Origin of the sequence: Ramlibacter sp. (assembly GCF_050250995.1) — a bacterium.
GTDB lineage: Bacteria > Pseudomonadota > Gammaproteobacteria > Burkholderiales > Burkholderiaceae_C > Ramlibacter.
The window spans coordinates 25,266-50,533 of sequence record NZ_JBFWNP010000028.1 but is presented as its reverse complement, the minus strand read 5'-3'; the positions used below and the strand labels follow the sequence as shown (position 1 = coordinate 50,533).

The following is a 25,268-nucleotide window of genomic DNA, read 5'->3' as shown; positions in this document are numbered from 1 at the left end:
GGGTCATGCATGAAGCGTGGTGGGTGATCTGCCTGTGCGCAGGCTGGTGCGGCGTGTGCCGGGACTGGCGCGCGCAATTCGAGTCGGCCGCCCGCGCGCATCCCGACGTGCGCTTCGCCTGGGTCGACGTCGAGGACGAGGCCGATGCGATGGGGGACGTCGACATCGAGACCTTTCCCACCGTTCTTGTCGCGCGGGGCGACGAGGCTCGTTTCCTCGGACCCATCGCGCCTTCGGCTGCCCAGCTTGCCCGCCTCCTCGGTTCGCTCCAGACCGAGGCGCACGCGGGGGGCACGCTCTCGCCGGCTGCACAGGCCCTGCTGCAGAGGCTGCGCGTACAGGCTGTGCCAGCCGCCAACCTCTAGAGGCGCAAGCCGGCGTCCTACAACGGACGGGTTTCGCGCCTGACGAGCGAGGCGAGCGCCCACAAGCTCAATCGGACCATGGCCCAAGAGCAAGGGGCCAGTACTTCCAATCCAGCTTTTCGAAGGAGATCGAGACCATGGCTTCCGACAATCAAGGCAATCCGGGCGGCAAGAGCGGCAAGAGCAACCGCGGCTTCGCATCCATGGACCCGCAGCGCCAGCGCGAGATTGCCAGCGAAGGCGGCCGCGCCGCTCATGAAAAGGGCACGGCCCATGAGTTCACGTCCGAAGAGGCGCGCGAGGCGGGCCGCAAGGGCGGCCAGGCGCGCAGCGCGAACCGCAAGGCCGCGATGCAGGGCAGCGCGTCGGGCGGATCCGCGAGTTCCGGTATCGCCGGCAACATGAGCAATTCCTCGGACACCGGCACCAGCCACGCGAGCAATTCCGGCGGGTCGCACTGAACCGGCCACCAGCGGCAAGAGCGCTCACGCGCAATTGAAAAAGGGCGCCCGGGCGCCCTTTTTTCACTTCACCACTCGCCCACCAGGCGCACGCGCTGGTCGAGATCGTCGGGCGGCTCGCCCGCCCTGGCCGAGCTGGCTGGGGGCAGCTGCGTGCGCCAGCGCTCCGGCTCCCCCGAAGCGTCGAGGCGCTTCGGCTCCACCGGCTGATCCGGCGATGCCTTGTCGGAGAAGATGGAGAAATAGCGCATGGTGGTCACCTGTGATTTGCAGTCTAGGCAAGCTCAGGTGAAAGCGCTGTGACGGAACGCACAAAGCGCCCTGCGTGTGGCACACCGGCAACGGATTAATGCACGGACGAGCCGCCAGCCTCTCGACGTTCGTCGGTACGCCGATCGGCGCCCTCAGGAAGCGGGAAGGTCGACCAGTGTCGACATGGGGAGCGAGGATATCTCGGCCAGCAACGCCGCGAGCTGGCGACCCGTGGCGTCGAGCACGGCGCGGCCCTTCTCGGCGGTGGCGGCGGCGGCATTGCCGGCCGCACCCTGCGCGTTGTAATCCTGCATGTGCCAGCCGAGCTTGGCGCTGCGGCCGTTGCCCAGGATCGAATGCGCGGCCGCACGGTCCTGCGAGGTCGAATGGAAATGCTTCGCGCGCTGCATTGCGACGCGTCGCGGGTCGATGGCGAGCATCAGCGAGGTCTCGATCTCGCCCGCATGCACGCCGAAGCGGTGCTCCTCGGCGGAAAACAGGCCCTCGACCGCTTCGCCGAGCGGCAGGTTCCACCAGTTGCAGCCGTAGACGATCATGTTCGCTCGCGTGCGGAGTTCGCGCGCCACGATGTCGAGCAGGCTCGCCTGCCCGCCATGCGCGTTGAAAACGAGCAGCTTGCGCACGCCGGCACGCGCGACCGACTCGCCGATTTCGATCCATGTCGCCGCGACGGTCGAAGACGACAGCGTGAGGGTCCCCGCGAAGCGTGAATGCTCCGGGCTGTAGCCGACCTGCTGCGTCGGCAACACGAGCACCGGCAGCCCGGGCGCCAGGTGCGCAAGCGCGGCCTGCACCATCGCGTCGACCAGCGCCTGGTCCACGCGCAGCGGCAGGTGCGGCCCGTGCTGCTCCGTCGCGCCGACGGGAAGCACGGCCACGGTCGCATCGACGTCGAGCGAGGCGAAATCCGTGGTGGCGAGATCGGCCCAATAGCGGGACGGCAGCGTCATCCGGTCAGTGTAAAGCCGGCATGCAGGCCGAAAACGCTTGCAATCGGGCGGCGCGCGAAGAAAATGCAGCCCGAACACAGGACGGAGATCGACATGCCCAAAGGCGAACAACGCAGCAACAAGCTGGCCAAGAAACCGAAGAAGGACACCTCGCCGCCGACGGAGAACAAGTCCGACCGGCCGATGCCGCCGATGACGACGGTGATGCCCAAGGGAAAGCTGAAGAACAAGCAGTGACGCGAGAGGCGGGCGACCGCTTACCGCCGCGCGAATTCGGGCTGGTCGAAATGCCCCACCCGCGTCACGCGTCCCGCCAGCAGTTCGCGCAACTGATAGATCAGGGCCGCGGTCGGCGCCGCGATCCAGTCGGCGCCGAGGGGCATGCGCATGATCGGGCGCGCGGGGTCGTCGCCGGCTTCGAGCATCGGCGCGTCGGCGCGCATGAATTCCTGCAGCCGGATGCGGTGGATGCTCGCCACCTCCCCCGGGTTCGGCTTGAGTTCGCGCGCGGCGCCGGCCCAGACCACCACCGGAGAGATCACGAATCCGGAGCGCGTGACGTAGTCGTCGAGGCGGCCCAGGATCGCGCTGGCTTCCAGATGCAGGTCGACCTCCTCGGCGAGTTCGCGCAGGGCCGCTGCCTCGTCCGACTCGCCGGTATCGACGCGGCCGCCGGGCAGCGCCCATTGGCCGGCATGGCGGCTCAGCGTCCGGGCGCGCCGCGTGAGGATGAGCGCCGCCTCGCGGCTCCACCCGGCGGGCGACGACAAGCCGGGAAGGCCTGCGCCCAGGCCCTCCTCGGCCACCGCCAGCGCCACGGCCGCATGGCTGTTGGCGCCATGCGCGGCACGGTGTACTTCGAAAGCCTGAAGGCGCTGCCGCATGGCGTCGCGCAACGCATCGTCCATCACCACGGGAAACCTATTTCTTCTTGAACGCGGGAATCCCGAATTCTCCTCCACGGGCCACGGCGCGCTGGAACGCGGGGCGCGAGCGCGCCTGCTCCAGGAATTCGCGCACGCGCGGATAGCGCTCCAGGCCGAGGCGACGCCGCGCGGCCTCCAGCGGATAACTCATCTGGATGTCGGCCGCGGTGAAGTGCTCCCCCGCGAACCAGGCATGCTCGCCGAGCTCGGCCTCGATGTAATCCATGTGCCGCGTCAAGGTCGGCACCACATAGGAGTCGCGACCCTGCTGCGCGATGCGGCGCGTGATCGGCCTGACGAAGAAGGGCACCGGCGTCGTCTCGATGCGGTCGAACAGCAGCTTGACGAAAAGCGGCGGCATCAGCGAGCCCTCGGCGTAATGCAACCAGTACAGGTAGCGCGAACGCTCCGGCGAGCCGGGCAGGGGCGACAAGGGCGAAGCCTCGCGTTCGGCAAGGTATTCGAGGATCGCCCCCGACTCCGCGAGCGTGAGCTCGCCGTCGGTGATGACGGGCGAGCGGCCGAGCGGATGCACCTGCCGCAGTTCGGGCGGCGCGAGCAGCGTCTTCTCGTCGCGCTCGTAGTTGCGCACTTCGTAGGGCAGGCCCAGCTCCTCGAGCAGCCAGAGCACGCGATGCGAGCGCGACAGGTTCAGATGGTGGACGACGATCATTTCATGCCCTCCCACCACTTCTTGTTGGCGCGCGGCTTGCCGAGCGTGAGCGCCTCGCCGATCTCGGGCGTGGCGAGCACGATGCCTTTTTGCTCCGCCAGCGCCGCGACGCGCTGCAGCGGCTCCTGCCAGGTGTGGAAGGCGAGGTCGAAGGTGCTGTTGTGAACGAGGTAGAGCATGCGGGCGCCGACGTCCTGGAAGCCCTGCACGGTCTCCTCGGGCGTCATGTGGACGGTGGGCCAGTACGAATCGTAGGCGCCGTTTTCCATCAGCGCGACATCGAAGGGGCCGAGCCGCTGGCCGATGTCCTTGAAGCCCGGGAAGTAGCCCGTGTCGCCGCTGTAGAAGATGCGCTCGTTGCCGCTGCGGATCGACCACGATGCCCACAGCGTCTTGTTGCGGTCCCACAGTGTGCGCCCGGAAAAATGCTGCGCGGGCGCGGCCGTGATCGTGATCTCGCCGTGCTTGCGTTCCTCCCACCAGTCGAACTCCTCGATGCGGTCGGCGGCCACGCCGAACTCGCGCAGCCGGGCGCCCACGCCGAGCGGCACGAAGTAGCGCTGCACGCGGTCCTTCAGCGCCTCGATGGTCGGCACGTCGAGGTGGTCGTAGTGGTCGTGCGACAGGATCAGGCCTTCGATCTGCGGCACGTCCGCGAGCGCCACCGGCGGCTCGTGGAAGCGCTTCGGGCCGGCCCAGGTGACGGGCGAGGCGCGCGGGCCGAAGACGGGGTCGATCAGCCACCACTTGCCGCGCAGCTTCAGCAGGTGCGAGGAATGTCCCAGCCGGATGATGTGGTTCGCGGACACATCGAGCGCATCGAGCGCCGCGCGATCCTGCCTGCGCACCGGCACGGGATCGACGGGCACCGTGCCGTGCTTCTTCTCGAGCAGCATGCGCGACCAGATGTCCCAGCTGGAGCGGTGCGGCTTCGCCATCGGGTTCGGCGGATTCTGGAACCTGCATTCGCCCGCCGCCTGCGCCGACTTCGCGTGGCGCGGCTCGCAGTCCTGCGCGGCCGCGCCGAACGGCAGCAGCGCACCGAAGAGCGGCACGAGCCAGCCGCAGGTGAAACGTCGCATGGAACCCTTCCGTTAACTGCGCGCAGCATACCCGCGCCGAATGCGGCGCCCGCAATGCCCCTTCGACCGATGGTCTGCAGCGCGGCCGATATGCTGCGGCGATGACCACCCCGTCCGACCTCCCCGATCCGGTCGCCCGGATCCCCGCGCCCTTCGCCGGCTCGCAAGTCCACTACGGGTGGGTCATGCTTGCCCTGGCCTTCACCTTCGCGCTCTTCTCGGCATCGGCGCTCGGCGTGCCCGCCGTGCTCATCGTGCCGATGTCGCAGGACCTCGGCTGGAGCATCGGCGAGCTGTCCGCCCCGCAGGGTCTGCGCCTGGCGCTGTTCGGCCTGTGCGCGCCGCTCGCGGGCGGCCTCATGCTGCGCTACGGTCCGCGCCGCATGGTCGCCATCTCGGGGGCCTTGCTGATGGTCGGACTCCTGATGTCGGCCAACATGACGACGAAGTGGGAGTTGTGGCTCGGCATGGGCATCCTGCTCGGGCTCGCGCCCGGCATCACCGCGATGCAACTCACGGCCGTGGTACCCGCGCGCTGGTTTGTGGCGCATCGCGGCCTCGCCATCGGCCTGCTCGGATCGGCCGTGGCCACCGGCACCCTGATCTTCATGCCCCTGGCGGCGTGGGTCAGCCAGCATTGGGGCTGGCGCCTGGCGCTGATGATCCCCTCGGCGGGGGTGCTGGTGTCGTGGCTGCTTTTCCTTTGGCTTGCCCGCGACCGTCCGCAGGACATCGGGCTGCAGCCCGTGGGCGCGACCGCGCCCGTGCCGGTGCCGCCGCGGCCGACGGCGAACTTCCTGCAGCTGAGCGTCGCCGCGCTGGCGGCCGGCGCGAAGACGCGCACCTTCTGGCTGCTCGCCTTCACGTTCGCGATCTGCGGCGTCTCGAGCTTCGGCCTCACGCAGTCGCACCTCGTGCCCTTCTGCGGCGACATGGGCATTCCCCTCGGCATGTCGGCATGGCTGCTGGCCGTGATCGCGGTCTTCGACATGGTGGGCACCATCGGCTCCGGCTGGCTGTGCGACCGCTACGACAATCGCTGGCTGCTCGCGGGCTACTTCGCCCTGCGCGGCCTGGCGCTGATCTGGCTGGTGTCTGCCAACGTGTCGGTGTTCGCGCTGATGGTCTTCGCGGTCATCTATGGCCTGGACTTCATCGCGACCCTGCCACCCACGGTGCGCCTGACCGTGCAGACCTTCGGCGCCGACCTCGGCCCGGCGGTGTTCGCGTGGATCTTCGCCTCGCACCACGTCGCCGCGGGCCTCATGCTGTTCGCGGCGGGCGTCACGCGCGACCAGCTCGGCACCTATGCGCCGGCCTTCCTGGCGGCGGGCGTGATGTGCCTGGTGGCCGCCGTGAGCTTCTCGGCGATCCGAAGGCCGCGACTGGCGACGGCGGCCTGATTCGCGCGAAATCTTTCCCGCGCGGAATGTCGATTTCGCGCGGGCGGAAACGTCGGGGTGATAGAACGCCAACCTTCCGAATCGCCAACCAGGAGAAAACCATGCGCTTCATGGTCATCGTCAAGGCCACCGCCGACAGCGAAGCGGGCGTCATGCCCAGCACCGAAATGCTCACCCAGATGGGCCAGTTCAACGAACAGCTGGTCAATGCCGGCGTGATGCAGGCGGGCGAGGGCCTGCACCCGAGCTCGAAGGGCGCGCGAGTTCGCTTTTCCGGCGCGAACCGCACCGTGATCGACGGCCCGTTCACCGAGACCAAGGAACTCATCGCCGGCTTCTGGCTCTGGAAGTGCGCGTCGCTCCAGGAGGCGATCGAGTGGGTGAAGAAGTGCCCGAACCCGATGCTCACCGAGTCCGAGATCGAGATCCGCCAGGTGTTCGATACGGAGGATTTCGGCGCCGAACTCACGCCCGAGCTGCGCGAGCAGGAAGAACGGCTGAGGCAGAAGGTCGGGGGCGGCGGCGGCTGAACTCGCCCGCGGGGCCGCACGCGCCCCGTCAACGGTGGGACACTCGTTCCATGACTTCATCCGACTTCCAATTCGCCCGCAACGCCGCGCAGCACAGGTTCGAACTGCGCCAGGGCGAGACACTTGCCGGCATTGCCGAATACCGCGAGGAGGGCGACCGGGTCGTCTTCACGCACACCAAGGTGGAGCCCGCCTTCGAAGGCAAGGGCGTGGGCTCGCGCCTTGCCAGGGCCGCGCTCGACGACGTGCGCGCGCAGGGCCGCAAGGTGGAGGCCCGGTGCGAATTCATCGCGGGCTGGATCGCCAAGCATCCGGACTACGCCGACCTGCTCGCGTCCTGAGCCGCGCGGCATCGAGCCGCGCGAAGTCGAGTCACAATGCACGCCATGGTGATCGACCGCGAAGACCTCTGGATCGACCGCTGGATGAAGCTGTTGAAGGCTGCCGGCGGCAACGGGCGCGTGCTCGAAATAGGCTGCGCCAACGGGCGCGACACGGCATGGCTGGAGGCTCAGGGTTTCCGCGTGGTGGCCACCGACGTATCGATGGACGCGCTGCGCGTCTGCGCTTCCGCCGCACCCGGCGTCGGCCTGATCCGCCACGACCTGCGCCACCCGCTGCCGTTCGCCGACGGCACGTTCGGCGCCGTGATCGCGAGCCTGTCGCTGCACTACTTCCCGTGGGCGGAAACCATGGCGGCCATGCAGGAGATCCGCCGCGTGCTGCGCCCGCCCTGGGGCGTGATGCTGTGCCGGCTCAACTCGACGCGGGACGTGCTGCACGGCGCCGACTCGGGCGGCCGAGCGATCGAGCGGCATTTCTACGAAGTCCACGACACCTACAGCAGCCGCAAGCGCTTCTTCGACAAGGACGAGGTGCTGGAGATGTTCGAGGGCTGGAAGGTGCTGTCCTGCGTCGAACGCACGATCTTCCGCTACGAGAAGCCCAAGGTGGTCTGGGAAGTCGTCGCCCGCTGACCCCCGCCGACCCCGCGGCAGCGTCGTCTCCCCGGAATGCGGACAATGCGGGCATGACCCAAGAGCTGTTCCGCGAAGACTCCTACCTGCGCGAGTGCGCGGCCCGCGTCGTGTCGGCGGACGAGGCCGGCGTCGTGCTCGACCGCACGGTGTTCTATCCGCTGGGCGGCGGGCAGGCGGGCGATGCGGGCGAGCTCGTGCTGGCCGACGGCCGCACCCTCGCCATCGCCGACACCCGCAAATGCAAGGACGCCGAAGGCCGGCCCACGGCGGGCATCCTTCATGTTCCCGCGACCGGCCAGGAGGCCGTGCTGGCGGCACTGCGCGCCGGCGACGAGGTGACGGCACGCATCGACTGGGCGCGGCGTTTTCGCCACATGCGCTTCCACACGGCCACGCACCTGCTGTGCAAGCTGGTGCCGCAGCTAGTCAATGGCTGCTCGATCACGGCGGACTACGCGCGGCTCGACTTCAACATGACCGATCCGCTCGACAAGGACGCGCTGACCCAGGGCATCGCCGGACTCGTCGCAGCGGCGCATCCGGTGGCCATTGGCGCGATCGGCGACGCCGAGCTCGACGCGAACCCGGCGCTCGTGAAAAGCATGTCGGTGCAGCCTCCGCGCGGCACGGGCCGCATCCGCACGATCCGGATCGGCGATGAGGTCGACTACCAGCCCTGCGGCGGCACGCACGTCGCGAACACGCGCGAGATCGGGGCCGTGGTGGTGACGAAGATCGAGAAGAAAAGCGCGAGCACGCGCCGAGTCGTCCTCGGCTTCGCGTGAACCCGATGGAACTTTCGCGGTATGGCAGAGCTCCGACCGTGGCGATGACGAATTTCCTGCGCATCCTGCTCTCGGCCGCCCTGTTCGGCGGCCTGTTCCCGTCGACCGTCTCCGCGCAGTCCGCTGTCAAGACGGTCGTTACCTCCGAGCGCGTTCGCGCCGAAGTCATGGCGCATGCGCCCGAGGGCCTCGAAGCCGGCAAGACGGCCTGGGTCGGGCTGCAACTCACGCACCAGCCCGAGTGGCATACCTACTGGAAGAACTCCGGCGACTCCGGCCTGCCGACGCAGCTGCAATGGACGCTGCCGCGCGGCATCGAGGCCGGCGACATCGCCTGGCCCGTGCCGAAGAAGATTCCCATCGGCCATCTCGCGAACTACGGCTACGAGGACACGGTGCTGCTGCCCGTGCCGCTGACGGTCACGCCCGAGTTCAAGGCGCCGCTCGTGGGCGACGCCGAGATCCGGCTCAAGGCGAACTGGCTCGTCTGCAGGAAGGAGTGCATTCCCGAGGAGGGCGAATTCGTGCTGAAACTGCCGGCTCGCGGCAGCACGGCGCTCAACGGACCCGCCTTCTCGAAGGCGCTGGCTTCGCAGCCGAAGGCCTTGAAGGACGGCGGCGAGGTTCGCATCGAAGGCAACGCGCTTCAAGTCAGCGTTCCGGGCCTGCCCGTCGCGGTGCGCGGCAAGACGCTCGAATTCTTCCCGGAGCAGGGCGAAGTCATCGAGACCGGCGCGAAGTGGACGCAGGCCTGGAAGGGCGAGGTGTGGACGGCTTCCGTGCCCCTCGCGGCGCAGCGCGCGCAAAGTCCGTCGGTGATGCCGGTGGTGCTCGCCTCGGGCGGCGATGGCTGGCGCATCGAAGCGCCGGTGCGGGGCGAATGGCCGAAGGCTGCGGGCACGGCGGCGTCGGCCACGCTCACGCCCGCATTGCAGCAGGCGCTGCGCAACGCAGGCGGTTCTTCGCCGGCACCGGCCACGCCGTCGCTCACGCTGCTTGCCGCGATCCTCGGCGCCTTCCTCGGCGGCATCATTCTCAACCTCATGCCCTGCGTGTTCCCGGTGCTCACGATCAAGGTGGTGGGCTTCACGAAGCACGCGGACGACCGCCGCGGCCACCGCATCGCCGGCCTCGCCTACGGCGCCGGCGTGGTGCTCTCCTTCATCGGCCTCGGGGCGCTCATGCTCGCGCTGCGCGCGGCGGGCGAGCAACTGGGATGGGGCTTCCAGTTGCAGTCGCCGATTTTCGTGGCCGGACTTGCAGCGCTGTTCACGGTCATCGGCCTCAACCTCGCGGGATTGTTCGAATTCCGCAGCCTGCTGCCTTCGGCCGTCGCGTCGCTCGAAGCGAAACATCCCGTGGCGAATTCCTTCCTGTCCGGCGTCCTCGCCGTCGCGATCGCATCGCCCTGTACCGCGCCCTTCATGGGCGCCTCGCTCGGCTTCGCCATCGGACTGCCCGCGCATGAAGCGCTCGCGGTGTTCGCAGCCATCGGGGCCGGCATGGCGCTGCCCTATCTCCTGGCCAGCTGGATCCCCGCGGTGGCGCGCCTCCTGCCGCGGCCGGGTCCGTGGATGGACACGTTCCGCAGGCTGATGGCCTTCCCGATGTTCGCCACGGTCGCGTGGCTGGTGTGGGTGATCGGCCAGCAGGCCGGCATCGACGGCGCGGGCGCGCTGCTCGCGCTGCTGGTCGCGCTCGCCATGGTGATCTGGGCGGCGACGCTGCGCGGGCGCTCGCGCGCGATCATCGGGGCGGTATCGATCGCCAGCGCCGCCGCGCTGGCCTGGGGCGTGGGCCCCGCCATCGCCACGCCGACCCCGCCCGAGCGCGTGGCCGCGAGCGACGCCCTCTGGCAACCCTGGTCGGCCGAGCGCGTGGAACAGTTGGTCGCGCAGGGCCAGCCGGTCTTCGTCGATTTCACCGCCGCCTGGTGCGTCACCTGCCAGTTCAACAAGAAGACCACGCTCGCGCATCGGGATGTGCTTGCCGATCTGCGGACCAGGAACGTAGCCTTGCTGCGTGCCGACTGGACCCGGCGCGACCCCGCCATCACCGCCGCGCTCGCCGGCCTCGGCCGCAGCGGCGTGCCGGTCTACGTGTTCTACCGCGCGGGCAGCGCGCCGGTCGTGCTGTCCGAAGTGCTGGGGGTGGAGGAAGTCCGTTCCGCGATCGCCAAACTCTAGGAGTGATGTCCATGTTGATGCGCCGTACCCTGTTGACCTGCTGTGCCCTCGTCTTCGCGGCCGCTTCGCACGCCGCGCCTTCCGTGGGGCAGGCCGCGCCCGACTTCGCGTTGAAGGACGCGAGCGGCAAGACCGTGAAGCTGAGCGACTTCCGCGGGAAGTACGTCGTGCTCGAGTGGACCAACCCCGGCTGTCCCTACGTGCGCAAGCACTACGACAGCGGCAACATGCCGGCGACGCAGGCCGACGCGGTGGGCAAGGGCGCGGTGTGGCTCTCCATCAACTCCACCGCCAAGGATGCCTACGACTACATGGCGCCCGCGAAGCTCGTGGCCTGGAAGAACGAGCGCAAGTCCAGGCCGAGCGCCGTGCTGATGGACGAGGACGGCGTGGCCGGCAAGGCCTACGGCGCGCGCACCACGCCGCACATGTACATCGTCGATCCGCGGGGGCAGCTCGTCTACGCAGGCGGCATCGACAGCATTGCGTCGAGCAATCCCGCGGACATCGGCAAGGCCGTGAACTACGTGAAGCAGGGCCTCGCCGAGGCGATGGCGGGCAAGCCGATCAGCGCGGCCACCACGCGCGCCTACGGCTGTTCGGTGAAGTACAAGAACGACGCCTGAGTCGGCCGCGCACCGGACCGGCGCTTCAGTCCTTGCGCGCCAGCCAGAAATAGAGGCCGGGGATCGGCACGCGCTGCTCCTCGCGCACCGGCGCGCGCTCGAGCGCACGTACCTCGAAGCCGGTCCTCGCCGCGAGTTCGCGAACGTAGTTCTCCGAGTGCGCATAGCGGCGGCTCTGGCGCAGTTGCAACGCCTCGCCGCCTTCGGACTCCTCGAGCGAGAAGCAGAACATGCCGCCCGCCGGCATGCGCCGCGCCAGCGCCTCGAACACCGCATCGAGCGCGCCCACGTAGATGAACACATCGGCCGCGACGGCGAGATCGCACGGCTGCGCCGACGCGCGCAGCGCATCCAGCAGATCGGCGTGCGCGAGCGCGTCGTACACGCCCAGCGCCTCGGCCTTCGCGAGCATGCCACGGGAGAGGTCGACACCTTCCAGCCGCGCGCACAGGGGCTTCAGCAGCGGCCCGCACAGGCCCGTGCCGCAGCCCAGGTCGATGGCGCTGGCGAAGATCCGCTTCTCCCGCTGCAAGCCGGCGACGAGAATCTGCGGCGCGCGGTAGCGCAGCGACGCCACCAGCTGTTCGTCGAAGCCCAGTGCATAGTTGTCGAAGAGCGATTCGACATAGAAGCGCGGCGCGGTGCGAGGCGCCTCGCCGCGCGCGGCCGCCGCGAGGTAGTAGCGGTTGAGCTCGGCATCGCCGCCGAGCCGCAGCGACTCGCGGTACGAGTCGGCGGCCTCCGCCTGCCGCCCGAGGTCGTTGAGCACGGAGCCCCGCAACGTCCACGCCGCCGCCGCGTCGGGCGTGATGGCGACGACGCGGTCGAAGTCCGCGAGCGCCTCGCGCAGCAGCCCCATCTCCGCGAGCCCGGTGGCGCGATGGCCGAGCGCCTCGACGTTGTCGGGCTCGGCGGCGATCGCCTGGTCGAGCATCGCCACCGCCTCCTCGAAACGCCCGAGCTTCAGGCGGGTCGCGCCGAGGTTGGTGAGCGTCGAGGGACGCCCGGGCACGAGCGACAGCGATGCGGCGAAGTCGCGCTCCGCCTCCACGAAGCGGCCGGCCTGGTAGTGGGCGAGACCCGAAAGGAAGAACTCGCGGGCCTGCCTGAAATTCGCGTCCGACATTCAGCCTCGGCCCAGCCGTCGTGTGAAGGCAGACGATCGCCCGAGCGGCACAGGACACGAGGCGACGGGCGTGGGGACTGGCATCCGTGGGATCATAGGGCCTGCCCTGCGAGAATCGCCCCATGCCTTTCGCCCCCCTGCGCAACGACACTTTCCTGCGCGCGTGCCTGCGCGAGCCCACGCCGTACACGCCCGTCTGGCTGATGCGCCAGGCCGGCCGCTACCTGCCGGAATACCGCGCGACGCGCGCCCGCGCGGGCAGCTTCATGGGCCTGGCGACGAACGTCGACTACGCGACCGAAGTCACGCTGCAGCCGCTCGAACGCTTCCCGCTCGATGCCGCCATCCTGTTCTCCGACATCCTCACCGTGCCCGACGCGATGGGCCTGGGCCTCACCTTCGCCGAAGGCGAAGGGCCCCGCTTCGCTTCGCCCGTGCGCGACGAGGCGGCCGTGGCCGCGCTCGCGCCGCCCGACCTGGAGAAGCTGCGCTACGTGTTCGATGCCGTGACCTCGATCCGCCGCGCGCTCGACGGGCGCGTCCCCCTCATCGGCTTCTCGGGCAGCCCATGGACGCTCGGCTGCTACATGGTCGAGGGCGCGGGCTCGGGCGACGACTGGCGGCGCGTGAAGAGCCTGATGTACGCGCGTCCCGACCTGATGCACCGCATCCTGGCCGTGAACGCGCAAGCGGTCGCCGCCTACCTGAACGCGCAGATCGACGCGGGCGCGCAGGCCGTGATGATCTTCGACAGCTGGGGCGGCGCGCTTTCGGACGACGCCTTCCGCGCATTCAGTCTCGCGTACACCGCTCGCGTGCTCGCGGCCGTGAAGCGGGAACACGAAGGCGTGCGCATCCCGCGCATCGTGTTCACCAAGGGCGGCGGGCTGTGGCTCGGCGACATGGCCGATTCGCTCGCGTGCGACGTGCTCGGGGTCGACTGGACCGTGAGCCTGGCGCGGGCGCGCGCGCAGGTCGGCGCGCGCGTCGCCCTCCAGGGCAATCTCGACCCGGCCGCGCTGTTCGCGCCGGCCGAGGCCGTGCGCGCCGAGGCGCGCCGGGTGCTGGACGACTTCGGCACGCCGCATGCCGGCGCGGGCCCGGGACCCACCCACATCTTCAACCTGGGTCATGGCATCAATCAGCACACGCCCCCCGAAAGCGTCGACGCCCTGGTCGACGAGGTCCATGCACATTCCCGCCGCCTCCGGAATGCTTGATCGAGGTGGCGGCGCGTCGTCATCCGGGTGTTCCCTAGGTCCAAGCCCAGCAATTCACTTCGGGCGTGCTTGACTTGTACACAGAAAACATGTTGCGGGGAACGCATTTTTCGCCGCCGCGGCCGGGCGCGCTATGAAACCCGTAGCGCTCGCAAGTTGTTGATTTTATTTGGGTATTGCAAATGCCACCTTTCCGGGCAATGTAGCCAAGCCCTTGATTTTGCTGGGCTTGCAAGGGGTCGCCGCGCACCTATCAACAAAGTTATCCACAAAAAACGGGGGTCGTTCGGTTTCTTGTTTTCAATCAAAGACTTAACGCCGTTTTCGCAAGATCGCATGAAAAGACCGGGCTAAGCGAGCCGAAATCGATGAGCCATTTCGTCCGGACGGTGGTGCCCACGCCCGCCCACAGCACGCTCGCAGGCCCCCTCACCTATCTAAGTGAGTTGCCACTTGCGCCCGGTACCTTGGTGCGCGTGCCGCTCGGCCGCCGGGAGTTGCTCGGGATCGTCTGGGACGACGATGCGGACGATGCGCCCGGCGCAGGCATGGAGCTCAGGCCCATCTCGGCCGTGCTCAGCGGCCTCACGCCACTCGCTGCCCCTTGGCGACAGCTGGTTACCTTCACGGCCAACTATTACCGTCGCGGTCTGGGCGAAGTGGCGCTCGCCGCCGTGCCGCCGCAGCTGCGCGACCTCGTGCCGGCTCAGCTGGCGCGGCGGCTGAAGCGGCGCAGCGCGGCGGCTAACCCCTCCGAAGTCCATCCTGCGCCGCCCCTGACCCCGGAGCAGCAGGCAGCCGTTGACGATATCGGCAGGGGGGAAGGCCCGTTCCTGCTCTTCGGCGCCACCGGCAGCGGCAAGACGGAGGTTTACCTGCGTGCGGTGGCGTGCGCGCTCGAGGCGCAGCCCGATGCGCAGGCGCTGGTTCTCGTGCCCGAAATCAACCTCACACCGCAGCTTCACGCGCGCTTCGTCGAGCGTTTCGGCGAGGCCGCGGTCGTGGCGATGCACAGCGGCATGACGCCGGCGCAGCGCCTGAAGTCCTGGCTCGCCGCGCATGCGGGCGAAGCGCGTATCGTGCTCGGCACGCGCATGGCGGTGTTCGCCTCGATGCCGCACCTGCGCCTGATCGTCGTCGACGAAGAGCACGACCCGAGCTACAAGCAGCAGGAGGGGGCGCGCTACTCCGCGCGCGACCTCGCGGTCTATCGCGGCAAGCTCGAAGGCGCGAAGGTGCTGCTCGGCTCCGCGACGCCGTCGCTGGAGAGCTGGCAGGGCGCGAACCGCGGCCGCTACACGCGTCTGCACATGCCCTCGCGCGTGGGCGCCGGCGTGCTGCCGAAGGTGCGCGTGGTCGACATGACGAAGCAGCCGCGCGGCACGGTGTTCTCACCGCCGCTGGTGGCGGCGCTGCGCGAGCGCATCGCGCGCGGCGAGCAGTCGCTCGTGTTCCTGAATCGCCGCGGCTACGCGCCCGTGCTTGCCTGCGGCGCCTGCGAGTGGAAGAGCGATTGCCCGAACTGCAGCGCGTATCGCGTGTTCCACAAGATCGACCGCACGCTGCGCTGCCACCACTGCGGCTTCGCCGAGCGCGTGCCGCGCGCGTGTCCCGCGTGCGGCAACGTCGACATCGCGCCGGTTGGACGCGGCACGGAACGCATCGAAGAGCAGTTGATCGAGTTGCTCGGCGATGCGCGGCGGCCCGACGGCGAGCCCGCGCGGATCGGCCGCATGGACGCCGACACGACGCGGCTCAAGGGCGCGCTCGAGCGCCAGCTCGCGGAGGTCCATGCGGGGGAGGTCGACGTGCTCGTGGGCACGCAGATGGTGACCAAGGGCCACGACTTCCGGCGCATGACGCTCGTGGCCGCGGTCAACGCCGATTCCGCGCTCTACGCGAGCGACTTCCGTGCGCCCGAGCGCTTGTTCAGCCTGCTGATGCAGGCCGCGGGCCGCGCCGGCCGCGACGCGGCGCAGGCGGATGCGAGCGAGATGTGGATCCAGACCTTCAATCCCGAACATGCGCTGTTTGCGGCGCTGAAGGCGCACGATTTCCCCGCATTCGCCGAGCGGCAGCTGAAGGAGCGCGAACAGGCCGGCATGCCGCCCTTCGTGTCGCAGGCCCTGCTGCGTGCCGACGCGCGGACGCAGGAGGCGGCGCAGGCCTTCCTCGCCGCGGCGGCGGAGGCGGCGGATGGCGTCGAGGCGGGGGAGCACGTGACCGTGTATTCGCCGGTGCCGATGACGGTGCAGCGCGTGGCGAACGTCGAGCGGGCGCAGATGCTGGTGGAAAGCGCATCGCGCGTCGCACTCCAGCGCTTTCTCGCGAACTGGCCCTTGTACGAATTGCGCACGAAGGGGCTGATCCGCTGGGCGGTCGACGTCGATCCGCTGGCGATCTAGCCGCGACGAAGCGCGAGCGCCGCTTCGTACAACTCGTTGCGCGGCGCGCCGCTGATTTCGGCCGCGAGCTTCACGGCCGTCTTCACGGGCAGTTCCTGGAGCAGAAGCTTCAGCACGCGCAAGCCTTCGTCCGGGCTGCGCACCTGCGGCACCGGATGAAGCATGAGCACGTACTCGCCGCGCAGGCGCTGCGGCTGCGCCGCCAGCCAGTCGCTGAATGCGGCGCACGGCATCACCGCGATCTCCTCGAACTGCTTCGTCAACTCGCGCCCGACAGCCAGGGGTCGCTCGCCCAGCGCGGCCAGCGCCTTCGCGGCGGCTTCGATGCGATGCGGCGCCTCCAGCAGCACGACCGCGCGCGGCTCGGCCGCGAGCGCCTGCACGAGCGCATCGCGCTCGCCGGCCTTCGCCGGAACAAAGCCCGCGAACACGAAGGAAGGATCGTCCGAGGCCGCGCCCGCGACGCTCATCAAGGCCGTGACGCTGCTCGCCCCCGGCAGCGGCACGGCGGCGAAGCCGGCTTCGCGCACCGCGGCCACCAGTCGCGCGCCCGGGTCGCTGACCGCGGGCGTGCCGGCATCGCTCGCATACACGACGCGCTCGCCCGCGCGCAGGCGCTCGATGACCGCATCGGCCGACGCCGTCTCGTTGTGCCGGTGGACCGCGAGCCAACGGCCGGCGGACTGCTCGATGCCGTAGGCGCGCAGCAGCGCCTGCGTGTGGCGCGTGTCCTCGCAGGCGATCGCATCCGCGATCTGAAGGACGTGCAATGCGCGCAGGGAGATGTCGGCGAGATTGCCGATCGGCGTCGCGAGGACGTACAGCGCGCCTTGCGGATAATGCTGCGCGGCCGCCGCCTCTCGCGCGGCGATCAAGGCGGAAGCGAAAGATGCGCTCAATGCAGGTCCCCGGCAGAAAAGCCCCAGCGCCCGAGGCTACCACCAAGGCCCGCGGCGACGCGGGCGAGGACGAGGCGCTGCGTTTCCTCGTCGCCGAAGGGCTGCAACTGGTCGCGCGCAACTACCGCACGCCGGGACGCGGCGGCGGCGAGGTGGATCTCATCATGCGCGAGCGCGACGGCACGCTCGTCTTCGTCGAAGTGCGCAAGCGCGCAAGCCGCGCCTTCGGAGGCGCGGCCGCGAGCATCGGCTTGGCGAAGCGACGGCGCATCGTGCTGGCGGCGCGTCATTGGCTCATGCGCCTCGGACGCACGCCCGCCTGTCGATTCGACGTCGTGAGCATCGAAGGCGGCACGCTGCAATGGCTCCGTGCCGCCTTCGATGCGGGCTGAGGGCAGCGCCCTCGGCCCAAAGGTCGATGCGAACCGGTCCGCCTAAGCCGTCCGGTCCTCAACCGAGGTCGATCGCGCGATCAGCCGCGGTCGCGACGGGGCGCGGGCATCGGTGCCGGCTCGGCGGCAGGCGCCGGGGAGGCACCCATCTGCTGCTGCTCCACCACGACCGGGGCCGGCTCGGCGATCGCCACGCGCTCTTCCACGATCACGGGCGCGGGCGCCACGGCGACGGGCTGCTCGGTGATGACGGTGGCCGTCACGGTGCTGTCCACGAAGCCGGGGACGCCGGTCTCGCCCATCGACGTCATGTGCGTGCTTTGCTGGCCCGCGCCGAGGGCATGGTTCGTCACGTACGGGTTGGGCGGAACGCCTTGGGCGACGGCGACACCGATGACGGCGACGGAGGCGACACCGGCGATCAGACCGGCAATTTTTTTCATGGCCATTGCAACTTCTCCTTGAGCGTATTCGCTGATTGATGAAAGCGGGCTCCTGCCTGCTTCGTGTAGATTAGTTGCGCCACGCTTGCGCGGAGTCAGCCTCATGCGGCACCTCGTGTCGTTCCGCGCCCGCCGGGGCGTCGGTCGTTCGCCTACATCCCGTTGGGCCTCACGGTGGCGCACCGGATCGCGGCCGCTTGCTGCAGAGCCAGCTTTGCTGGCCGTTCGCATCGGGCCGTTATCATTCGGCGATCATGCTCGAGCAACGCATACAGCAGAACTTCATCGACAGCGCCGACCTGAAGTATCAGGCCGCGCAGACGCTGAGCAAGCCGCTCGCGGCTGCGGTGCAGGCCGTGCTCGCCTGCGTCACGAGCGGCGGCAAGGTGCTGGCCTGCGGCAACGGCGGCTCGGCCGCGGACGCGCAGCACTTCTCGGCGGAGTTCGTGGGCCGCTTCGAACGCGAGCGGCCCGAACTCGGCGCGATCGCGCTCACCACCGACAGCTCGATCCTCACCGCGATCGCCAACGACTACGACTACAACCGCATCTTCTCCAAGCAGGTGCGCGCGCTCGGCCAGTCCGGCGACGTGCTGCTCGCGCTCTCCACGAGCGGCAACTCGGCGAACGTCCTCGCCGCCATCGAGGCCGCGCACGAGCGCGAGATGACCGTCGTCGCGCTCACGGGGCGCGGCGGCGGCCGCATCGGCGCCGTGCTGCGCGAGACCGATGTCCACGTCTGCGTGCCGCACGAGCGCACCGCACGCATCCAGGAAGTCCACATCCTTGCCCTGCACTGCATCTGCGACGGCGTCGATTCGCAGTTGCTGGGCGACCAGGAAAGTCCCGCATGAAACGCACTGCACGCATTGTCCTCGCCGCCTGCGCGGCCGCCCTCACCCTCTCGGCCTGCGCGCCCCTGCTCGTGGCCGGCGCGGCCGCCGGCGGCGCGCTCATGTACACCGACCGCCGCACCTCGGGCATCCAGATCGAGGACGAGGGCATCGAGCTGCGCGCGGGTGCGCGCCTGCGCGAGGCCTTCGGCGACCGTGCGCACGTCAACGTGAACAGCTACAACCGCGTCGTGCTCCTGACCGGCGAGGTCCCGAGCGAGCAGGCCAAGCAGCAGGCCGAGCAGATCGTGTCGCGGGTCGAGAACGTGAAGTCGATCGTGAACGAACTGGGCGTGATCGGCATCACCACGCTCTCGCAGCGCTCGTCGGACACGCTCGTGACCGGCAAGGTGAAAGCGTCGATCGTCGATGCGGCCGACCTGCAGATCAATGCGTTCAAGGTGATCACCGAGCGCGGCACGGTGTACCTGCTCGGCCGCGTGACGCAGCGGGAGGCCGACAAGGCGACGCAGATCGCGCGCACGGTCAGCGGCGTCCAGCGCGTCGTGCGCGTGTTCGAATACCTGACGGAAGACGAGCTCAAGCGCATGCAGGCGCGCTGACCGCGCGCCGCATGCGCGGCGCGTCCGCCGCGCTCAGCGCAGCCGGCGGATCAGGCTCGACGTGTCCCAGCGCGCGCCGCCGCGGATCTTGATGTCGGCATAGAACTGGTCGACCAGCGCCGTCACCGGTAGCTGCGCGCCGTTGCGCTTGGCCTCGTCGAGCGCGATGCCCAGGTCCTTGCGCATCCACGCGACCGCGAAGCCGAAGTCGAACTTGTCTTCGATCATCGTCTTGCCGCGGTTGTCCATCTGCCAGCTCTGAGCCGCGCCCTTGCCGATCACGTCGAGCACGAGGTTCATGTCGAGTCCCGCCTTCTGGCCGAAGGCGATGGCTTCCGACAGCCCTTGCACGAGCCCGGCGATGGCGATCTGGTTGACCATCTTCGCGAGCTGGCCGGCACCGCTCTCGCCCAGCAGCGTGCAGGCGCGCGAGAACGCCATGGCCGCCGGACGCGCCGCATCGAACGCTTCCTTGTCGCCGCCGCACATGACGGTGAGCATGCCGTTCTGCGCGCCGGCTTGCCCGCCCGACACGGGCGCGTCGATGAAGGACAGGCCGCGCTTCTTCGCTTCGGCGTGCAGCTCGCGCGCGACGTTGGCCGATGCGGTCGTGTGGTCCACGAAGATCGCGCCGGGCTTCATGCCGGCGAATGCGCCGTCCGGTCCGAGCACGATGGCGCGCAGGTCGTCGTCGTTGCCCACGCAGGCGTAGACGAGCTCGCAGCCCGCCACGGCTTCGCGGGGCGTCGGCGCATAGCCGCCGGTGAATTCCTTGCACCAGGCCAGCGCCTTCTCGGGGCTGCGGTTGTAGACGGTGACCTTGTGGCCGGCGAGCGCGAGGTGCCCGGCCATCGGAAAGCCCATCACGCCGAGGCCGAGGAAGGCCACCTTGCGCGACTCCGACGCTTCGTAGGTTCTTGGATTCGTACTTGCCATGGCGTTCGCTTCAATCTTTCGGTGTGGCTTCGGGGAGGGTCAAACGATCGCCAGATGCTCGGTGCCCGCCGACAGGTCCTGCGTCTTCGCACGCTGCGAATTGAGCTTGATCTGAAGGCGCAGGTCGTTCACCGAGTCGGCGTTGCGCAGCGCGTCCTCGTAGCTGATGACGTTGGTCTCGTAGAGGTCGAAGAGCGCCTGGTCGAAGGTCTGCATGCCCAGGTTGCGGCTCTTCTTCATGATCTCCTTGATCTCGGAGACTTCACCCTTGAAGATCAGGTCGGAGATCAGCGGCGAATTCAGCAGCACCTCGACCGCCGCCTGCCGGCCCTTGCCGTCCTGCTTGGGCACGAGCCGCTGCGAGATGAAGGCCTTGAGGTTGAGCGACAGGTCCATGAGCAGCTGCGCGCGCCGCTCCTCGGGAAAGAAGTTGATCACGCGGTCGAGCGCCTGGTTGGCGCTGTTGGCATGCAGCGTGGCCATGCACAGATGGCCGGTCTCGGCGAAGGCGATGGCGTGCTCCATCGTCTCGCGGTCGCGCACCTCGCCCATCAGGATGACGTCCGGCGCCTGCCGCAGCGTGTTCTTGAGCGCGGCCTCCCAATTGTCCGTGTCCAGTCCCACCTCGCGCTGCGTCACCACGCAGTTCTTGTGCGGATGCACGAACTCGACCGGGTCCTCGATCGTGATGATGTGCCCGTAGCTCTGCTCGTTGCGCCAGTCGATCATGGCCGCGAGCGTCGTGGACTTGCCGGAGCCCGTGGCGCCCACGAGCACGACGAGGCCGCGCTTGGACATCACCACGTCCTTGAGCACGGTCGGCACCCCGAGCTTGTCGATCGTGGGCAGCGTCATCGGAATCACCCGCAGCACCATGCCGACCTTGCCCTGCTGCACGAACGCGTTGACGCGGAAGCGGCCGACGCCGGGCGGCGAGATGGCGAAGTTGCATTCCTTCGTCCGCTCGAACTCGGCCGCCTGCTTGTCGTTCATGATCGAGCGCGCCAGCGCGAGCGTGTGCCCGGCATTGAGCGGCTGCGGCGAGACCTTGGTGACCTTGCCGTCGACCTTGATCGCGGGCGGGAAGTCGGCCGTGATGAACAGGTCGCTGCCGTTGCGGCTGATCATCAGCTTCAGCAGGTCGTTGATGAACTTGCTCGCCTGGTCGCGTTCCATGATGGTCCTTTACAACTCTTATCCAGGGAAGTTCTCGGGGATCTTCGCCTTGCCCCGCGCCTCGGCCGGGCTGATCATGTTGCGCTTCACGAGATCGGCGAGGTTCTGGTCGAGCGTCTGCATGCCGAAGCTGTTGCCGGTCTGGATCGCCGAATACATCTGCGCGACCTTCGCTTCGCGGATCAGGTTCCGGATGGCCGAGGTCCCCAGCATGATTTCATGCGCGGCGACGCGGCCGGTGCCGTCCTTGGTCTTGCACAGCGTCTGCGAGATCACGGCCTGCAGCGACTCCGAGAGCATCGCGCGAACCATTTCCTTCTCGTCCGCGGGGAACACGTCGATGATCCGGTCGATGGTCTTGGCGGCGCTCGAGGTATGCAGCGTGCCGAACACGAGGTGGCCGGTTTCCGCCGCGGTCATCGCGAGCCGGATCGTCTCGAGGTCGCGCATTTCGCCGACCAGGATGCAGTCCGGGTCTTCGCGCAGCGCCGACTTGAGCGCGGCCGCGAACGAGAGCGTCATCGGCCCCACTTCGCGCTGGTTCACCAGGCACTTCTTGGAGTCGTGGACGAACTCGATCGGGTCTTCCACGGTGAGGATGTGGCCGTACTCGGTCTCGTTCAGGTGATTGACCATCGCCGCGAGCGTGGTCGACTTGCCCGAGCCCGTGGGGCCGGTGACGAGCACCATGCCGCGCGGCTTCATGGCGAGGTCGGCGAAGATCTTCGGACAGTTGAGCTGCTCGAGCGTGAGGATCTTCGACGGAATCGTGCGGAACACGGCGGCCGCGCCGCGGTTCTGGTTGAACGCATTCACCCGGAAGCGGGCCAGGCCCTCGATCTCGAACGAAAAGTCGCACTCGAGGAACTCTTCGTAGTTCTTGCGTTGCGTATCGTTCATGATGTCGTACACCATGGAATGGACCTGCTTGTGGTCCATCGGGTCGACGTTGATGCGGCGCACGTCGCCGTGAACCCGGATCATGGGCGGCAGGCCTGCGGAGAGGTGCAGGTCGGACGCCTTGTTCTTGACGCTGAATGCGAGCAGCTGGGTAATATCCACGGATCCCTCTTTGTTCTGCTTGTCGAAGTGGCCGTTCCATTATGACCACGATTGCCGCCAACCTCCAGAGCGTCCATGCCCGCATCGCCGCGGCCTGCGCGGACGCCGGACGCCCCGTGGCCGACGTGGCGCTGCTCGCCGTCGCCAAGACGTTCGGGCCCGAGGCCGTGCGGGAGGCCTATGCGGCGGGGCAGCGCGCTTTCGGCGAGAACTACATCCAGGAAGCCGTCGAGAAAATGGCGCTCCTGGCGGACCTCCCGCTGGAGTGGCACTGCATCGGCCCGATCCAGAGCAACAAGACGCGCCTGGTGGCGGCGCATTTCGCCTGGGCCCATTCGGTGGACCGGCTCAAGATCGCGCAGCGCCTGTCGGAGCAGCGCACGGACGAGCAGCCGCCGCTGGACGTCTGCATCCAGGTCAACATCGACGGCGGCGCGTCCAAATCGGGGGTGGCTCCCGGGGAAACGCTCGCCCTCGCGCGCGAGATCGCGGCACTGCCCCGGCTGAGGCTGCGCGGCCTGATGTCGATCCCCGAGCCGCAGGAGGATTTCGCGGCGCATATGGCCGTGCATGCGAAGGCGCGCGCACTCTTCGAGCAGCTCAAGGGCAGCGGGCTCGCGCTCGACACCCTGTCGATGGGAATGACGGCCGACCTCGAGGCCGCGATCCACGCGGGCAGCACGATGGTGCGGGTGGGCACCGCGATCTTCGGCGGGCGGCCGGCGAAAGCCTGAGCCGGCCGCGCCGGAGCCGTCCGACAGCCGGGGACCGAGAGCGACTACGCGGCGGCAACGCCAGCGTCCGCACACTGGCGCGAACGGAACCACAGGACATATCTCATGGCGTACAGCAGCATCCTGGGCGGCGACACCGCGCCCGAGCAACCCATCGGCCGCGGCGCGGACCTCCTGGGCCCGAGCGACAACTCCGACAGCGGCAGCGACACCATCGGCACGTACGAGGAGCATGCGGACAGCGACTCGCGCGGCACGGGCGAGCGCGGCGCGGTCGCGGGGGCCGACATGCGCGAAGGCGCCGACATCGCGCCGGACCGCATCGTGAACCTCGCCGACGGCGAAGTCTTCGCGGCCGACGAAGCCGACGGCATGGCGCTCACCGACCTCGACGCTTCCGGCCTCGGCGCATCCGACGACATCGAAGACGAAGAGGCGGACCGCTGACCGCCGCCCGCCGCTCCGGCGTTGCCGCGGCCGCACCCGACGCCCGGCGCATCCGCGCCGTGCTGCGGGAGCAGTTCGGCTTCTCGCGCCTCACGCCCGGCCAGCAGGCGGTGATCGACCGCGTCATGCGCGGCCTGCCGACCCTGGCGGTGATGCCCACGGGCGCCGGCAAGTCGCTGTGCTACCAGTTGCCGGCGGTGCTGCTTCCGGGCCGCACGGTGGTGGTCTCGCCCCTGATCGCGCTCATGAAGGACCAGTGCGAGTCCCTCCGCGACCACGGCATCGAGGCCGTGCAGTTGCACAGCGCACTCGACTCGGAAGAGACCCGCAGCGCCGAAGCCGCCATCGCCGACGGCACGGCGCGCATCGTGATGACGACGCCGGAGCGGCTCGCCGACGCCGAGTTCCTCGAGCTGCTCCTGCGCCATCCCGTGAGCCTGCTCGCGGTCGACGAGGCGCACTGCATCTCGCAGTGGGGCCACGATTTCCGCCCCGCCTTCCTCGACGTCGGCACGGTGCTGCCGCGCCTGGGCAAGCCGACGGTGCTGGCGCTTACCGCGACCGCGCACGACGAGGTGGCCCGGGACATCTGCGCGCAGCTCGACATCCCGGCCGCCGGTGTGGTCAACGCCAGCGCGCACCGCCCCAACCTCGACCTGCGCGTCGAAGCGGTGGCGACGGAAGACGAGAAGCTCGAGCGCTGCGTCCAGCAGGTGCGCACGCTCGACGGCAGCGGCATGGTGTATTGCGCGACGATCAAGGCCGCGACTGCCGTGCATGAAGCCCTGCACGCCGCCGGTGAATCCGCGGGCCTGTACCACGGCAAGTTGCCCGCGGCCGAGCGGCATGCGGCGCAGGAAGGGTTCATGAGCGGCGCGCAGCGCGTGATGGTGGCCACCAACGCGTTCGGCCTCGGCATCGACAAGCCCGACATCCGGTTCGTGCTGCACTTCCAGCTGCCGCCGACGCTGGAGGCGTACTACCAGGAAGCCGGACGCGCGGGCCGCGACGGGGAAGCGGCGCGCTGCACGCTGATCTTCCTGCGCGGGGACAAGGCGGTGCAGCAGTTCTTCCTGGCCGGGCGCTATCCGACGGGGCAGGATGCGGTCGCGCTGCTCGAAGCGCTGCACGAGCCTCCACCGGACGGCATGGCCTGGACGCTGCCGCTGCTGCAGGGACGCCTCGCGCGGCCGCGCAACAAGCTGCAGGTCGCCGTGGGCCTGCTGCGCCGGCAGAAAATCGTGGAAGCGGGGATCGACGGCTCGCTGAGGCTTGCGAAGCGGCAGCTGACCGCGCAGGAGATCGAGGCGCTCATGGAAGCGTATGGCGAGAAGCGCGACCTCGACCGCGAAGGGCTGGAGCGCATGGTGTTCTACGCACAGGCGGGGACGTGCCGCTGGCGCCTCATCCTCGAACATCTGGACGGCACCTCGCCCTTCGACCGGTGCGAGCATTGCGACAACTGCCGTCGCATCGCCGCGCACGAGAAGGTGGTGGAGCATCTCGCGCGTGAATCGGCGGCGAACGACGAGCCCGTAACCGGCACCGGTGCGCCGGGCCTGGCGCGCGGCGACATCGTGAAGGTCAAGCGCTACGGTCGCGGCATCGTGGAGGAAGCGACCGCGCTGCAGGTGACCGTGGCATTCGCGGACGGGACGCGGCGCGCCTTCCTGCCGGAGTACGTTCAACGCCACCGGCCGCGACAGGCAGCGTGAGCCGGCACGCGTCAGCA

General features: G+C 69.0%; 29 protein-coding genes. 18 read left to right on the top strand and 11 right to left on the bottom strand.

Annotated elements, in window-relative coordinates; all coding sequences use genetic code 11:
* The first annotated feature begins 5 nt into the window (after window positions 1-5).
* Together AB7E83_RS17665 and AB7E83_RS17660 are read left to right on the top strand one after the other, a co-directional pair.
* The gene (locus AB7E83_RS17665) at window positions 6-365 is read left to right on the top strand and encodes a thioredoxin family protein (protein ID WP_428571758.1); all 360 of its coding nucleotides are present in this window, start codon (window positions 6-8) and stop codon (window positions 363-365) included.
* Between the two features lie 137 nt (window positions 366-502).
* The gene (locus tag AB7E83_RS17660) at window positions 503-826 is read left to right on the top strand and encodes a KGG domain-containing protein (protein ID WP_428571756.1); all 324 of its coding nucleotides are present in this window, start codon (window positions 503-505) and stop codon (window positions 824-826) included.
* Between the two features lie 68 nt (window positions 827-894).
* On the opposite strand, the gene AB7E83_RS17655 is transcribed toward AB7E83_RS17660, so the two are convergent.
* Complete coding sequence (locus AB7E83_RS17655) at window positions 895-1,077, bottom strand: hypothetical protein (protein WP_428571754.1); 183 nt, start codon at window positions 1,075-1,077, stop codon at window positions 895-897.
* A 153-nt stretch (window positions 1,078-1,230) separates the two neighbouring features.
* On the bottom strand, window positions 1,231-2,049 hold the full coding sequence (locus AB7E83_RS17650) for a creatininase family protein (protein ID WP_428571752.1): 819 nt from the start codon (window positions 2,047-2,049) through the stop codon (window positions 1,231-1,233).
* Between the two features lie 93 nt (window positions 2,050-2,142).
* On the opposite strand from AB7E83_RS17650, the gene AB7E83_RS17645 reads away from it, so the two are divergent.
* Entirely contained in the window at window positions 2,143-2,286 is a 144-nt protein-coding gene (locus AB7E83_RS17645) for a hypothetical protein (protein WP_428571750.1), read from the top strand.
* Between the two features lie 20 nt (window positions 2,287-2,306).
* On the opposite strand, the gene AB7E83_RS17640 is transcribed toward AB7E83_RS17645, so the two are convergent.
* From AB7E83_RS17640 to AB7E83_RS17630, 3 genes are read right to left on the bottom strand one after another with little or no spacing between them, the layout of a single operon-like run.
* Entirely contained in the window at window positions 2,307-2,957 is a 651-nt protein-coding gene (locus AB7E83_RS17640) for an NUDIX hydrolase (protein ID WP_428571791.1), read from the bottom strand.
* A gap of 13 nt (window positions 2,958-2,970) precedes the next feature.
* Window positions 2,971-3,648: a glutathione S-transferase family protein gene (locus AB7E83_RS17635; protein WP_428571748.1), complete on the bottom strand. Its 678-nt coding sequence runs from the start codon at window positions 3,646-3,648 to the stop codon at window positions 2,971-2,973.
* Entirely contained in the window at window positions 3,645-4,730 is a 1,086-nt protein-coding gene (locus AB7E83_RS17630) for an MBL fold metallo-hydrolase (protein WP_428571746.1), read from the bottom strand. The genes AB7E83_RS17635 and AB7E83_RS17630 overlap by 4 nt, the downstream gene beginning before the upstream one ends.
* A gap of 101 nt (window positions 4,731-4,831) precedes the next feature.
* On the opposite strand from AB7E83_RS17630, the gene AB7E83_RS17625 reads away from it, so the two are divergent.
* The 7 genes from AB7E83_RS17625 (at window position 4,832) to AB7E83_RS17595 (ending at window position 11,240) form a co-directional block, all read left to right on the top strand.
* On the top strand, window positions 4,832-6,133 hold the full coding sequence (locus AB7E83_RS17625; protein ID WP_428571745.1) for an MFS transporter: 1,302 nt from the start codon (window positions 4,832-4,834) through the stop codon (window positions 6,131-6,133).
* 101 nt (window positions 6,134-6,234) lie between these two features.
* Window positions 6,235-6,663, top strand: coding sequence for a YciI family protein (locus AB7E83_RS17620; protein ID WP_428571743.1), 429 nt, complete (start codon window positions 6,235-6,237; stop codon window positions 6,661-6,663).
* Window positions 6,660-7,004, top strand: a complete 345-nt coding sequence (locus AB7E83_RS17615; RefSeq protein ID WP_428571789.1) for a GNAT family N-acetyltransferase — start codon at window positions 6,660-6,662, stop codon at window positions 7,002-7,004. Before AB7E83_RS17620 ends, AB7E83_RS17615 begins: the two co-directional genes overlap by 4 nt.
* A gap of 45 nt (window positions 7,005-7,049) precedes the next feature.
* The gene (locus tag AB7E83_RS17610) at window positions 7,050-7,640 is read left to right on the top strand and encodes a class I SAM-dependent methyltransferase (RefSeq protein ID WP_428571741.1); all 591 of its coding nucleotides are present in this window, start codon (window positions 7,050-7,052) and stop codon (window positions 7,638-7,640) included.
* 53 nt (window positions 7,641-7,693) lie between these two features.
* Window positions 7,694-8,428 carry an alanyl-tRNA editing protein gene (locus AB7E83_RS17605; protein ID WP_428571740.1) on the top strand — a complete coding sequence of 245 codons (735 nt, stop codon included), beginning with the start codon at window positions 7,694-7,696 and terminating at the stop codon, window positions 8,426-8,428.
* A 44-nt stretch (window positions 8,429-8,472) separates the two neighbouring features.
* A complete protein-coding gene (locus AB7E83_RS17600; RefSeq protein ID WP_428571787.1) occupies window positions 8,473-10,614 on the top strand; it encodes a protein-disulfide reductase DsbD family protein in 2,142 nt (713 codons plus the stop codon).
* An 11-nt stretch (window positions 10,615-10,625) separates the two neighbouring features.
* A complete protein-coding gene (locus tag AB7E83_RS17595; protein WP_428571738.1) occupies window positions 10,626-11,240 on the top strand; it encodes a thioredoxin family protein in 615 nt (204 codons plus the stop codon).
* Window positions 11,241-11,265: 25 nt separating this feature from the next.
* On the opposite strand, the gene AB7E83_RS17590 is transcribed toward AB7E83_RS17595, so the two are convergent.
* Window positions 11,266-12,366 (bottom strand): tetratricopeptide repeat protein, encoded by a 1,101-nt coding sequence (locus tag AB7E83_RS17590; protein WP_428571736.1) that lies wholly within the window; start codon window positions 12,364-12,366, stop codon window positions 11,266-11,268.
* A gap of 122 nt (window positions 12,367-12,488) precedes the next feature.
* On the opposite strand from AB7E83_RS17590, the gene hemE reads away from it, so the two are divergent.
* Entirely contained in the window at window positions 12,489-13,586 is a 1,098-nt protein-coding gene (gene hemE, locus AB7E83_RS17585) for a uroporphyrinogen decarboxylase (RefSeq protein ID WP_428571734.1), read from the top strand.
* 368 nt (window positions 13,587-13,954) lie between these two features.
* Window positions 13,955-15,991 (top strand): replication restart helicase PriA, encoded by a 2,037-nt coding sequence (gene priA / locus AB7E83_RS17580; RefSeq protein WP_428571732.1) that lies wholly within the window; start codon window positions 13,955-13,957, stop codon window positions 15,989-15,991.
* Here priA and rsmI read toward each other — a convergent pair.
* Window positions 15,988-16,890 carry a 16S rRNA (cytidine(1402)-2'-O)-methyltransferase gene (gene rsmI / locus AB7E83_RS17575; protein ID WP_428571730.1) on the bottom strand — a complete coding sequence of 301 codons (903 nt, stop codon included), beginning with the start codon at window positions 16,888-16,890 and terminating at the stop codon, window positions 15,988-15,990. The two genes, priA and rsmI, sit on opposite strands and share 4 nt — an antisense overlap.
* On the opposite strand from rsmI, the gene AB7E83_RS17570 reads away from it, so the two are divergent.
* Window positions 16,890-17,282: a YraN family protein gene (locus AB7E83_RS17570; protein WP_428571728.1), complete on the top strand. Its 393-nt coding sequence runs from the start codon at window positions 16,890-16,892 to the stop codon at window positions 17,280-17,282. The two genes, rsmI and AB7E83_RS17570, sit on opposite strands and share 1 nt — an antisense overlap.
* 80 nt (window positions 17,283-17,362) lie before the next feature.
* On the opposite strand, the gene AB7E83_RS17565 is transcribed toward AB7E83_RS17570, so the two are convergent.
* Window positions 17,363-17,731, bottom strand: coding sequence for a hypothetical protein (locus AB7E83_RS17565; RefSeq protein ID WP_428571726.1), 369 nt, complete (start codon window positions 17,729-17,731; stop codon window positions 17,363-17,365).
* A 248-nt stretch (window positions 17,732-17,979) separates the two neighbouring features.
* Between AB7E83_RS17565 and AB7E83_RS17560 the strand changes: the two genes are divergently transcribed.
* Window positions 17,980-18,579: a phosphoheptose isomerase gene (locus AB7E83_RS17560; protein ID WP_428571724.1), complete on the top strand. Its 600-nt coding sequence runs from the start codon at window positions 17,980-17,982 to the stop codon at window positions 18,577-18,579.
* Window positions 18,576-19,181 carry a BON domain-containing protein gene (locus AB7E83_RS17555; RefSeq protein WP_428571723.1) on the top strand — a complete coding sequence of 202 codons (606 nt, stop codon included), beginning with the start codon at window positions 18,576-18,578 and terminating at the stop codon, window positions 19,179-19,181. The genes AB7E83_RS17560 and AB7E83_RS17555 overlap by 4 nt, the downstream gene beginning before the upstream one ends.
* Window positions 19,182-19,214: 33 nt before the next feature.
* On the opposite strand, the gene AB7E83_RS17550 is transcribed toward AB7E83_RS17555, so the two are convergent.
* From AB7E83_RS17550 to AB7E83_RS17540, 3 genes are read right to left on the bottom strand one after another with little or no spacing between them, the layout of a single operon-like run.
* Window positions 19,215-20,117 (bottom strand): NAD(P)-dependent oxidoreductase, encoded by a 903-nt coding sequence (locus AB7E83_RS17550; protein WP_428571721.1) that lies wholly within the window; start codon window positions 20,115-20,117, stop codon window positions 19,215-19,217.
* A 39-nt stretch (window positions 20,118-20,156) separates the two neighbouring features.
* A complete protein-coding gene (locus AB7E83_RS17545) occupies window positions 20,157-21,293 on the bottom strand; it encodes a PilT/PilU family type 4a pilus ATPase (protein ID WP_428571719.1) in 1,137 nt (378 codons plus the stop codon).
* 18 nt (window positions 21,294-21,311) lie between these two features.
* A complete protein-coding gene (locus AB7E83_RS17540) occupies window positions 21,312-22,355 on the bottom strand; it encodes a type IV pilus twitching motility protein PilT (protein ID WP_428571718.1) in 1,044 nt (347 codons plus the stop codon).
* A gap of 41 nt (window positions 22,356-22,396) precedes the next feature.
* Between AB7E83_RS17540 and AB7E83_RS17535 the strand changes: the two genes are divergently transcribed.
* The 3 genes from AB7E83_RS17535 (at window position 22,397) to AB7E83_RS17525 (ending at window position 25,251) form a co-directional block, all read left to right on the top strand.
* Window positions 22,397-23,089 carry a YggS family pyridoxal phosphate-dependent enzyme gene (locus AB7E83_RS17535; RefSeq protein WP_428571716.1) on the top strand — a complete coding sequence of 231 codons (693 nt, stop codon included), beginning with the start codon at window positions 22,397-22,399 and terminating at the stop codon, window positions 23,087-23,089.
* A 105-nt stretch (window positions 23,090-23,194) separates the two neighbouring features.
* Entirely contained in the window at window positions 23,195-23,536 is a 342-nt protein-coding gene (locus AB7E83_RS17530) for a hypothetical protein (RefSeq protein WP_428571714.1), read from the top strand.
* Window positions 23,537-23,595: 59 nt separating this feature from the next.
* Window positions 23,596-25,251, top strand: a complete 1,656-nt coding sequence (locus AB7E83_RS17525) for a RecQ family ATP-dependent DNA helicase (protein ID WP_428571713.1) — start codon at window positions 23,596-23,598, stop codon at window positions 25,249-25,251.
* Window positions 25,252-25,268 lie beyond the last annotated feature (17 nt).